Origin of the sequence: Streptomyces sp. KM273126 (genome assembly GCF_004337435.2) — a bacterium.
Classification (GTDB): Bacteria; Actinomycetota; Actinomycetes; order Streptomycetales; family Streptomycetaceae; genus Streptomyces; species Streptomyces acidicola.
In genome coordinates this window covers 1260393-1271791 of the sequence record NZ_SJXB02000002.1, presented here as the reverse complement: position 1 = coordinate 1271791, position 11399 = coordinate 1260393, and the positions used below count along the sequence as shown (strand labels likewise).

Sequence of the window (11399 nt, the reverse complement as noted above, 5' to 3'; positions counted from 1 at the left end):
TGCCCACAGTGGATCGGTGTTCGCCAGGGGCGCCACGCGCCAATGTGCGGTGTTTGAGGGAACCTTGGGGCGGATGAACCCTTCAGCTCAGACGGGTCACCACAAGGTCCCACACCTTCTCGGCCAGCGCTTCCTTCGGTCCGGGCGGAACCGGGGTCTCACTGCCGTCGGCTCCGAGTATCACGGCCTCGTTCTCCTCTGAGCCGAACGTCTTGCGCTCGCCCACCTCGTTCACTACGAGGAGGTCGCACCCCTTGCGCTTGAGTTTGGTGCGTCCGTTGGCGAGGACGTCGTCCGTCTCGGCCGCGAAGCCGACGATCACCTGGCCGGGCCGGAGGCGGTCGGCCGATATCTCCGCGAGGATGTCCGGGTTGCGGACCAGGACGATGGGGTCGGGCTCCTGGCCGTCCCTCTTCTTGATCTTTCCCTGTGCGTACGCCGCAGGGCGGAAGTCCGCCACCGCGGCGGCCATCACCACGGCGTCCGCGTCCGGGGCCGCCTTGAGGACGGCTTCCCGCAACTGGACCGCGGTCCCGACCTGCACGACGTCCACTCCCGCCGGGTCGGGCAGCCCGGTGTTCGCGGCGATCAGTGTGACCCGGGCGCCCCGGGCGACGGCCGTACGGGCCAGGGCGTACCCCTGCTTGCCGGAGGAGCGGTTGCCGAGGAAGCGGACGGGGTCGAGGGGCTCACGGGTGCCTCCGGCGCTGACGACCACATGGCGGCCGGCCAGGTCGGGCTCGGGCACCCCGCGGGCGAGCACCCTGCGACAGACCTCGAAGATCTCGGCGGGCTCGGGCAGCCGCCCCTTGCCGGTGTCGACGCCGGTCAGTCGGCCCACGGCGGGCTCGATCACCACGGCACCCCGGCGGCGCAGCGTCGCCACGTTCTCCCGGGTGGCCGGGTGCTCCCACATCTCCGTGTGCATGGCGGGGGCGAAGACGACCGGGCAGCGGGCGGTGAGCAGCGTGTTCGTCAGCAGGTCGTCGGCCAGGCCGTGGGCCGCCTTCGCGAGCGTGTCCGCGGTGGCCGGGGCCACGACCACGAGGTCGGCCTGCTGGCCGATGCGGACGTGCGGGACCTCGTGGACGTCGTCCCAGACCTCGGTCGAGACCGGGTTGCCGGAGAGGGCCGACCAGGTGGCGGCGCCGACGAAGTGCAGCGCGGACGCGGTGGGGACGACCCGCACGTCGTGCCCGGACTCGGTCAGCCGGCGCAGCAGCTCGCACGCCTTGTACGCGGCGATGCCACCACTGACCCCCAGAACGACCTTCGGCTTGCCCACCGGGCCTCCCCACACTCGTCACGTGTACGCCGCGGCTCTTCGGCGTACGACTGGCTTATGGCTGGCGTACGACTCAATGCTGCGTCATTGCGGGGGACGACCCCCGCACCCCCGAGCAGACCACAGGCCCGGCAGTCGCGCTGCCGGGCCTGTGGAAAAGTCAGCCTCAGGCTGAAAATACTACTGCGCCGGGCCCTCGATGGCCTCGGACGTCAGCAGACCCGCATTGATCTCGCGCAGAGCGATCGAGAGCGGCTTCTCGTGCACGTGAGTGTCGACGAGCGGACCGACGTACTCAAGAAGACCCTCGCCGAGCTGCGAGTAGTACGCGTTGATCTGGCGAGCACGCTTGGCCGCGTAGATCACGAGGCTGTACTTCGAGTCGGTGGCCTCAAGGAGCTCGTCGATCGGCGGGTTGATGATGCCCTCGGGCGCGGTGATGGAAGAGGACACGCTCTACCTTCCGAAAGGGGGGATGAGATCGAAAACGATCACACTACGTCCATCAAGGTTAGCAGCTCACGCGCCACGTCCTCGACGGAGGTGTTGACCAGGGTGATGTCGAACTCCGGCTCGGCCGCGAGTTCGATCTTCGCCGCGTCGAGGCGGCGCTCGATCACCTCGGGCGGCTCGGTGCCCCGCCCGGTGAGTCTGCGCACGAGCTCCTCCCAGGAGGGAGGCGCCAGGAACACCAGCTGAGCCTCGGCCATGGACTCACGAACCTGCCGGGCGCCCTGGAGGTCGATCTCCAGGAGGACGGGCTCACCCGCCTCCAGCCGTTCGAGCACCGCGCGACGCGGGGTGCCGTAGCGGTTGCCGGCGAACTCGGCCCACTCCAGCAGCTCGCCGTTGGCGATCAGCTTGTCCATCTCGTCGTCGGTGACGAAGAAGTACTGGACTCCGTGCTTCTCGCCGGGGCGGGGCTTGCGGGTCGTCGCCGACACCGAGAGCCAGACCTCGGGATATTCCTTGCGCATATGGGCGACGACCGTGCTCTTGCCGACCCCGGAGGGGCCGGAGAGCACGGTCAGCCGCGGACGTTCACTCATGCAGCGATTATTCCAGCAATCCCGGATACCCAGGACTCAGGAGCCGGTACTGCCGAACTCGCGCTCCAGGGAGGCGATCTGGTTGGAACCGAGGCCACGCACACGGCGGCTCTCGGAGATCCCGAGTCGCTCCATGATCTGCTTGGCGCGGACCTTGCCCACGCCCGGCAGGGACTCAAGCAGGGCAGAGACCTTCATCTTGCCGATGACGTCGTTCTCCTGGCCCTGCTTGATGACCTCGTGAAGGGAGGCGCCGGAGTGCTTGAGTCGATTCTTGACCTCGGCCCGCTCCCGGCGAGCCGCGGCGGCCTTTTGAAGCGCGGCTGCGCGCTGTTCAGGGGTAAGGGGCGGAAGAGCCACGCCTACGTCACCTCGGATGTCGAACTGTCGGATACGGACCGGTGAGGAACCTAGTCGCCCCACACCTGGGGAGCTACGAGCAACACGCTTGCCCGTTCTCCCCCCACTGCCTTGAGGGGCGTGGGAGGTGCCCCCACTCGTCGGAGACTAGCGGTCAAGTCCGCCTGAGTCAGCGAGAACAGCGGAAAAGTCCTGGTCAGCCTCCCTGGAGTCGGACATAACGGGCTTATTGCCCCGGATTTGAGAATGTATTCAGACTCAGGGCGGGACTCCGACCGTCCCCGAGGCACTCATCGGAGGACTCAGGCCGCCGCCACGGCGGCACCGATCTCCGCCGCGAAGCGCTCCGCGGACGCGCGGAGCGCCGCGACATCAGGCCCGTGACGCAGGACACCCCTGCTGACGTTCGGGACGACATGCCGTACGGCCGCTCCGAAGACGCCCGGGAGGTCCGCCGGAGTCGCTCCCTGGGCACCGATCCCGGGCGCCAGGAGCGGACCGTTGATCTCCAAGTCGTACGACGACAGGTCACCCAGCGTGGCCCCGACGACCGCACCGAAGGACCCCATGGGGGCCTCCCCCGCGTTCTCGGCGGCGAGGTGCGCCAGCACGGTCGCTCCGACGCTCCGGCCGCCGGTGTCCCCGGTGCGGACCGCGTGCTGCACCTCACGTCCCTCCGGGTTGGAGGTCAGCGCCAGCACGAACAGGCCCGCGCCGCTCTCGCGCGCCAGCTCCACGGCCGGCCTCAGTGACCCATAGCCGAGGTACGGCGACACGGTCAGGGCGTCCGAGAACAGCGGCGCGTCCCTGCTCAGGAAGGCCTCCGCGTACGCGGCCATGGTCGAGCCGATGTCGCCGCGCTTGGCGTCCATGACGACCAGGGCGCCCGCGGCCCGCGCCTCCTCGACCGACTTCTCCAGTACGGCGACGCCACGCGACCCGAAGCGCTCGAAGAACGCGCTCTGCGGCTTCAGCACGGCCACCCGGTCGGCCAGCGCCGCCACGACGGTGCGGCTGAACCGCTCAAGCCCGGCGACGTCGTCGTTCAGGCCCCAGTCCGCGAGGAGGGATGCGTGCGGGTCGATGCCGACGCACAGCGGGCCGCGCTCGTCCATGGCGCGCCGCAGCCGGGCGCCGAAGGGTTCCGGACCGCTCATGCGGTCTTCCCTGCCTTCCGTGTGTCCGCGCCGACCGCGTCGGCGAGGGTGGCGTACGGGCTGCTGCTCAGGCGCGCGGCGAGGCCCTTGTGGAGGGCGCGGCTCCAGAACGGGCCCTCGTAGATGAAGGCGCTGTAGCCCTGCACCAGGGTGGCGCCGGCCAGGATGCGCTGCCAGGCGTCCTCGGCGTTCTCGATGCCACCGACGCCCACCAGGGTGATCCGGTCGCCCACGCGCGCGTAGAGGCGGCGTAGCACCTCCAGGGAGCGTGCTTTCAGGGGGGCGCCAGAGAGTCCGCCGGTCTCCTTCACGAGAGAGGGTTCGGACTTCAAACCGAGTCCCTCACGCGCGATGGTGGTGTTCGTGGCGATGATGCCGTCCAGACCCAGTTCCACGGCGAGGTCGGCGACCGCGTCGACGTCCTCGTCCGCGAGGTCGGGAGCGATCTTCACCAGCAGCGGGACCCGGCGGTCGCCGACCGTACGGTCGGCGGCCTCGCGGACGGCGCTCAGGAGGGGGCGCAGCGCCTGGGTGGCCTGGAGGTTGCGGAGGCCAGGCGTGTTGGGCGAGGAGACGTTCACGACCAGGTAGTCGGCGTACGGAGCCAGCCGCTCGGCCGACTTCACGTAGTCCCCGACGGCCTCGGCCTCCGGGACGACCTTGGTCTTGCCGATGTTGACGCCCACGACGGTCCTGAATACGGGCTCGCGGGACGCCAGCCGCGCGGCCACCGTCAGCGAACCCTCGTTGTTGAAGCCCATGCGATTGATCAGCGCACGGTCCTTCACGAGCCGGAACAGCCGCTGCTTCGGATTGCCGGGTTGCGGCTCCCCGGTCACCGTGCCGATCTCGACGTGGTCGAAGCCGAGCATCGACATGCCGTCGACGGCCACCGCGTTCTTGTCGAAGCCGGCAGCAAGCCCGAAGGGGCCGTGCATGCGGAGCCCGAAGGCCTCCGTCCGCAGCTCCTTGTAGCGGGGCGCGAGGGCGGCCGCGAGCAACGTGCGCAGTACGGGGATGCGGACGGCGAGGCGGATCCAGCGGAAGGCCAGGTGGTGCGCCTGCTCCGGATCCATCCGTTTGAAAACCAGACGGAAGAATAGCTTGTACATCACTGTGTCCTCTTGACCCTCTTCATGAACCTCATGAGCCTCATGAAGAGGGGGACACCGCTTCCGGTGTCCCCCTCAGGGCTGCTAGTCGCGGGCCGCGGTCAGGTGTTCCGCGTGTTCCTGGAGTGAGCGCACACCCACGCCACCGTGGTTGAGGGCGTCGATGCCCTGCACGGCCGCGGCGAGCGCCTGGACGGTCGTCAGACACGGCACCGAGCGCGCCACCGCCGCCGTACGGATGTCGTAGCCGTCGAGGCGGCCGCCGGTGCCGTACGGGGTGTTGACGATGAGGTCGACCTCGCCGTCGTGGATGAGCTGGACGATGGTCCTCTCGCCGTTCGGCCCCTCGCCCTCGGACTGCTTGCGCACCACGGTGGCGTTGATGCCGTTGCGCTTGAGCACCTCGGCCGTGCCGGACGTCGCGAGCAGCTCGAAGCCGTGGGCGACCAGTTCACGCGCCGGGAAGATCATCGAGCGCTTGTCCCGGTTGGCGACCGAGATGAACGCCCGGCCCTTGGTCGGCAGCGGCCCGTACGCACCCGCCTGCGACTTGGCGTACGCCGTGCCGAAGACCGAGTCGATGCCCATGACCTCGCCGGTGGAGCGCATCTCGGGGCCCAGCACCGTGTCCACGCCGCGCCCCTGGATGTCGCGGAAGCGCGACCACGGCATGACGGCCTCCTTGACGGAGATCGGCGCGTCGAGGGGCAGGGTGCCGCCGTCACCGGCCGCGGGGAGCAGGCCCTCGGCCCGCAGTTCGGCGACGGTCGCGCCGAGCGAGATCCGGGCCGCCGCCTTGGCCAGCGGCACTGCTGTCGCCTTCGAGGTGAAGGGGACCGTACGGGACGCGCGCGGGTTGGCCTCCAGGACGTACAGGATGTCCCCGGCCATCGCGAACTGGATGTTGATCAGGCCACGGACGCCGACGCCCTTCGCGATGGCCTCCGTCGAGGCCCGCAGCCGCTTGATGTCGAACCCGCCGAGGGTGATCGGGGGCAGGGCGCACGCCGAGTCGCCGGAGTGGATGCCGGCCTCCTCGATGTGCTCCATGACGCCACCGAGGTACAACTCCTCACCGTCGTAGAGGGCGTCGACGTCGATCTCGATCGCGTCGTCGAGGAACCGGTCGACCAGGACGGGCCGGGAGGGGCTGATCTCGGTCGACTCGGCGATGTACGCCTCCAGGCGTGCCTCGTCGTACACGATCTCCATGCCGCGCCCGCCGAGGACGTACGACGGCCGCACCAGGACCGGGTAGCCGATCTCGTCGGCGATGGCCTTGGCGCCCGCGAAGGTGGTCGCCGTGCCGTGCTTCGGTGCCGGGAGACCGGCCTCGGCGAGCACCTGGCCGAAGGCGCCGCGGTCCTCGGCGGCGTGGATGGCCTCGGGCGGGGTGCCCACGACGGGTACGCCGTTGTCCTTGAGTGCCTGCGACAGGCCCAGCGGGGTCTGCCCGCCGAGCTGGACGACGACGCCCGCGATCGGGCCGGCCAGCGACTCCGCGTGGACGATCTCCAGCACGTCCTCAAGCGTCAGCGGCTCGAAGTACAGGCGGTCGGAGGTGTCGTAGTCCGTGGAGACGGTCTCCGGGTTGCAGTTGACCATCACGGTCTCGTAGCCCGCGTCGCTCAGCGCGAAGGAGGCGTGGACGCAGGAGTAGTCGAACTCGATGCCCTGGCCGATGCGGTTCGGACCGGACCCCAGGATGATGACGGCCGGCTTCTCGCGGGGCGCGACCTCGGTCTCCTCGTCGTAGGAGGAGTAGAAGTACGGCGTCTTCGCCGCGAACTCGGCGGCGCAGGTGTCGACCGTCTTGTACACCGGGCGCACGCCCAGCGCGTGGCGGACCTCGCGCACGACGTCCTCGCGCAGGCCCCGGATCTCGCCGATCTGCTGGTCGGAGAAGCCGTGCCGCTTGGCCTCGGCCAGCAGGTCGACATCAAGACGCTCGGCGGCGGCCAGCTCGTCCGCGATCTCCTTGATCAGGAAGAGCTGGTCGACGAACCACGGGTCGATCCGGGTGGACTCGAAGACCTCTTCCGGTGTGGCGCCGGCGCGGATGGCCTGCATGACGGAGTTGATCCGCCCGTCGGTCGGCCGGACGGCCTCTTCCAGGAGAGCGGCCTTGTCGCCGGGCTCGCCGACGAACGTGAACTGGCTGCCCTTCTTCTCCAGCGACCGCAGCGCCTTCTGCAGCGCCTCGGTGAAGTTGCGGCCGATCGCCATGGCCTCGCCGACCGACTTCATGGTCGTGGTCAGCGTGGAGTCGGCGGACGGGAACTTCTCGAACGCGAACCGCGGTGCCTTCACGACCACGTAGTCGAGCGTCGGCTCGAAGGAGGCCGGGGTCTGCTCGGTGATGTCGTTCGGGATCTCGTCGAGCGTGTAGCCGACGGCCAGCTTCGCGGCGATCTTGGCGATCGGGAAACCGGTGGCCTTGGACGCGAGGGCCGACGAACGCGACACACGCGGGTTCATCTCGATGACGATGACACGGCCGTCAACGGGGTTCACAGCGAACTGGATGTTGCAGCCGCCGGTGTCGACACCGACCTCGCGGATGACCGCGATACCGATGTCCCGGAGGATCTGGTACTCGCGGTCGGTGAGCGTCATCGCGGGCGCGACCGTGATCGAGTCACCGGTGTGGACGCCCATGGGGTCGAAGTTCTCGATGGAGCAGACGACCACGACGTTGTCGTGCTTGTCGCGCATCAGCTCCAGCTCGTACTCCTTCCAGCCGAGGATGGACTCCTCCAGGAGCACCTCGGTGGTCGGGGAGAGCGTGAGGCCCGTGCCCGCGATGCGGCGCAGCTCCTCCTCGTCGTGCGCGAAGCCGGAACCGGCGCCGCCCATGGTGAAGGAGGGCCGGACGACGACCGGGTAGCCGCCGAGCTCGTCGACACCCTTCAGGACGTCGTCCATGGAGTGGCAGATCACCGACCGTGCACTCTCACCGTGGCCGATCTTGCTGTGAACCGCGTCAACCACCAGCTTGAACTGTTCGCGGTCCTCGCCCTTGTGAATCGCGTCCACATTGGCGCCGATCAGCTCGACGCCGTACTTCGTCAGGACACCGTTCTCGTGCAGGGAGATGGCGGTGTTGAGGGCCGTCTGGCCGCCAAGGGTGGGCAGCAGGGCGTCCGGCCGCTCCTTGGCAATGATCTTCTCGACGAACTCGGGCGTGATCGGCTCGACGTACGTCGCGTCGGCGATCTCCGGGTCGGTCATGATCGTCGCCGGGTTGGAGTTCACCAGGACGACGCGCAGGCCCTCGGCCTTCAGGACGCGGCACGCCTGGGTGCCGGAGTAGTCGAACTCGGCGGCCTGGCCGATGACGATCGGGCCGGAGCCGATGACCAGGACGGACTGGATATCGGTGCGCTTAGGCACGCTGGCCCTCCATCAGGGATACGAAGCGGTCGAACAGGTAGGCGGCGTCATGCGGGCCGGCTGCCGCTTCGGGGTGGTACTGGACGCTGAAGGCCGGGCGGTCGAGGAGCCGCAGCCCCTCCACCACGTCGTCGTTGAGGCAGACGTGGGAGACCTCGGCGCGGCCGTAGGGAGTCTCGGAGACCTTGTCGAGCGGGGCGTCGACGGCGAAGCCGTGGTTGTGCGCGGTGACCTCGACCTTGCCGGTCGTACGGTCCTGCACCGGCTGGTTGATGCCACGGTGCCCGTACTTCAGCTTGTACGTGCCGAAACCGAGCGCGCGCCCCAGGATCTGGTTGCCGAAGCAGATGCCGAACAGCGGCGTGCCGCGCTCCAGGACCGCCCGCATCACGGAGACCGGGTGGTCGGCGGTGGCCGGGTCGCCGGGGCCGTTGGAGAAGAACACGCCGTCCGGGTTCACGGCGTACACCTCCTCGGCGGTCGCCGTCGCGGGGAGCACGTGCACCTCTATGCCGCGCTCGGCCATGCGGTGCGGGGTCATCCCCTTGATGCCGAGGTCGACGGCGGCGACGGTGAACTTCGCCGTGCCGATCGGGACGGCTTCGCCGTCGGGGCCGATCGCCGGGACGACGTACGTCTCCTTCGTCGCGACCTCCGCGGAGAGGTCGGCGCCCTTCATCTCGGGGGCCTGGCGCACCTCGGCGAGCATGGTGCCCTCGTCGGGCAGCGCGTTGCCGGAGAAGATCCCGACGCGCATGGCACCGCGCTCGCGCAGGTGGCGGGTGAGGGCACGCGTGTCGACGCCGCTGATACCGACGACGCCCTGCGTCCGGAGCTCCTCGTCCAGCGAGCGCCGTGAGCGCCAGTTGGACGGCACGCGCGCGGGGTCGCGTACGACGTAACCCGAGACCCAGATCCGCTTCGACTCCGGGTCCTCGTCGTTGACGCCGGTGTTGCCGACGTGCGGGGCGGTCATGACGACGACCTGGCGGTGGTACGACGGGTCGGTGAGGGTCTCCTGGTAGCCGGTCATGCCCGTGGAGAACACGGCCTCGCCGAAGGTCGCCCCCACGGCCCCGTAGGCACGGCCGCGGAAGATCCGGCCGTCCTCCAGGACGAGTACGGCGGGAACCCTGGTGGTTCCCCGGGTGGAGGTCGTCATCGTTCGGCGCCTTCCGTGGTGCTGGTCTTGTTCATGGAATTGAGGGCCTCGACCCACTCGTTGTGCTCGGCCGCCCGGTCGGAGCGGAAGCCCGAGTCGATCAGCCGGTCGCCGTGCTCCCAGGTGACGACGAGCAGTCCGCCCTCGGTGAGGACCTTGCCGGCGATGCCCTTGTCCAGCCGTGCCTCGCGCAGCGCGGCGGCCGGTACGAAGAAGTCGGTTGCTCCGGGGCGTACGACGTCCAGTCCCGCCTCGGTCAGCGTGAGCTCGGCCCTGCTGCGGGTGCCCAGGCCGTGCGCCACGATGCGGTCGAGCCACTGCCCGGCGGTGGTGGAGCCGTGGTAGCGCCCGCTCATCGTCAGTGTGGGCTCGCCCGGGTCGTCCGGCGCTGTGGGCAGCTCAGGCAGGTCGCCCTGGAGCGTGCCGCGCCACTTCCAGCCCTCGCGCATCAGCCAGTAGACGAGCGCGACGAAGAGGAGGAGTCCGACCACCCAGCCGATGCGGGCGGCCCAGTCGGTCACTTCGGCCGACCTCTGTTCAGCGGCGATCGAGATGAGAGGTGTCACGTGAGCTTCCCGTCGACGAGCGTGGCCTTGCCCCGGAGCCAGGTGTGCGTGACACGGCCCGGCAGCTCGCGGCCCTCGTACGGGGTGTTGCGGCTGCGCGAGGCGAAGCCCGCGGGGTCCACGGACCCACGGTATGCCGTGTCGACGAGCATGAGGTTGGCGGGCTCACCTGCCGAGACGGGACGGCCGTGACCCGCGGCCCGGCCGATCTCAGCGGGCTTGAACGACATGCGGTCGGCGACGCCCGCCCAGTCGAGGAGCCCGGTGTCGACCATCGTCTGCTGGACCACGGACAGCGCGGTCTCCAGCCCGACCATGCCCATGGCGGCCGCGGCCCACTCGCAGTCCTTGTCCTCGTGCGGGTGCGGGGCGTGGTCGGTGGCCACGATGTCGATCGTGCCGTCGGCGAGCGCCTCGCGCAGCGCGTGCACGTCGCGCTCGGTGCGCAGCGGCGGGTTGACCTTGTAGACCGGGTTGTACGTCCGCACCAGCTCGTCGGTGAGGAGGAGGTGGTGCGGGGTGACCTCGGCGGTGACGTCGATGCCGCGGGACTTGGCCCAGCGCACGATCTCGACGGAGCCGGCGGTCGACAGGTGGCAGATGTGCACCCGGGACCCGACGTGCTCGGCGAGCAGGACATCCCGGGCGATGATCGATTCTTCGGCCACCGCCGGCCAGCCGCCGAGGCCCAGCTCGGCGGAGACGACGCCCTCGTTCATCTGGGCGCCCTCAGTGAGCCGCGGCTCCTGCGCGTGCTGGGCGACGACTCCGCCGAAGGCCTTCACGTACTCCAGCGCCCGGCGCATGATCACGGCGTCGTCCACGCACTTGCCGTCGTCCGAGAACACGGTCACGCCCGCCGCCGACTCGTGCATGGCGCCCAGTTCGGCGAGCTTCCTGCCTTCCAGGCCGACGGTGACGGCGCCGATGGGCTGCACGTCGCAGTACCCGTGCTGCTGGCCGAGCCGGTAGACCTGCTCGACGACACCGGCGGTGTCGGCCACCGGGAAGGTGTTGGCCATGGCGAACACGGCCGTGTAACCGCCGCTCGCCGCCGCTCGCGTACCGGTCAGCACGGTCTCGGAGTCCTCGCGGCCGGGCTCGCGCAGATGGGTGTGCAGGTCGACCAGGCCCGGCAGCAGCACCTTGCCGTCGGCCTCGACGACCTCAGCGCCCTCGGCGGACAGCCCGGAACCGCTCCAGTCGATTTCGCCCTGCCGGGCGGTGGCGGCGATGGTCCGGCCGTCGATCAGCACGTCCTGCGGCTCGCCACCGAGCACCTTCGCACCACGGATCAGGATCTTGCTCATCTGTC

At 69.6% G+C, this 11399-nt stretch carries 10 protein-coding genes; all 10 read right to left on the bottom strand.

The features are described 5' to 3' along the window. Positions 1-82: 82 nt before the first annotated feature. Positions 83-1285, bottom strand: a complete 1203-nt coding sequence (gene coaBC, locus E0500_RS36210; protein WP_131563080.1) for a bifunctional phosphopantothenoylcysteine decarboxylase/phosphopantothenate--cysteine ligase CoaBC — start codon at positions 1283-1285, stop codon at positions 83-85. 180 nt (positions 1286-1465) lie between these two features. Then, positions 1466-1738, bottom strand: coding sequence for a DNA-directed RNA polymerase subunit omega (rpoZ, locus tag E0500_RS36205; RefSeq protein ID WP_005319902.1), 273 nt, complete (start codon positions 1736-1738; stop codon positions 1466-1468). Between the two features lie 38 nt (positions 1739-1776). Further along, positions 1777-2334 (bottom strand): guanylate kinase, encoded by a 558-nt coding sequence (gene gmk / locus E0500_RS36200; RefSeq protein ID WP_131563077.1) that lies wholly within the window; start codon positions 2332-2334, stop codon positions 1777-1779. A 36-nt stretch (positions 2335-2370) separates the two neighbouring features. After that, complete coding sequence (locus tag E0500_RS36195; protein ID WP_131563075.1) at positions 2371-2694, bottom strand: integration host factor; 324 nt, start codon at positions 2692-2694, stop codon at positions 2371-2373. Positions 2695-2996: 302 nt separating this feature from the next. Further along, positions 2997-3851, bottom strand: a complete 855-nt coding sequence (pyrF, locus tag E0500_RS36190; RefSeq protein WP_131563073.1) for an orotidine-5'-phosphate decarboxylase — start codon at positions 3849-3851, stop codon at positions 2997-2999. Next, positions 3848-4963, bottom strand: a complete 1116-nt coding sequence (locus tag E0500_RS36185; RefSeq protein WP_131563072.1) for a quinone-dependent dihydroorotate dehydrogenase — start codon at positions 4961-4963, stop codon at positions 3848-3850. Before E0500_RS36185 ends, pyrF begins: the two co-directional genes overlap by 4 nt. An 84-nt stretch (positions 4964-5047) precedes the next feature. Beyond that, the gene (carB, locus tag E0500_RS36180) at positions 5048-8356 is read right to left on the bottom strand and encodes a carbamoyl-phosphate synthase large subunit (RefSeq protein WP_131563070.1); all 3309 of its coding nucleotides are present in this window, start codon (positions 8354-8356) and stop codon (positions 5048-5050) included. Continuing rightward, positions 8349-9518, bottom strand: coding sequence for a glutamine-hydrolyzing carbamoyl-phosphate synthase small subunit (gene carA / locus E0500_RS36175; protein ID WP_131563068.1), 1170 nt, complete (start codon positions 9516-9518; stop codon positions 8349-8351). Before carA ends, carB begins: the two co-directional genes overlap by 8 nt. Then, positions 9515-10084: a hypothetical protein gene (locus E0500_RS36170; protein WP_131563066.1), complete on the bottom strand. Its 570-nt coding sequence runs from the start codon at positions 10082-10084 to the stop codon at positions 9515-9517. The genes carA and E0500_RS36170 overlap by 4 nt, the downstream gene beginning before the upstream one ends. Next, complete coding sequence (locus E0500_RS36165) at positions 10081-11394, bottom strand: dihydroorotase (protein ID WP_131563064.1); 1314 nt, start codon at positions 11392-11394, stop codon at positions 10081-10083. Before E0500_RS36165 ends, E0500_RS36170 begins: the two co-directional genes overlap by 4 nt. Between the last annotated feature and the right edge of the window lie 5 nt (positions 11395-11399).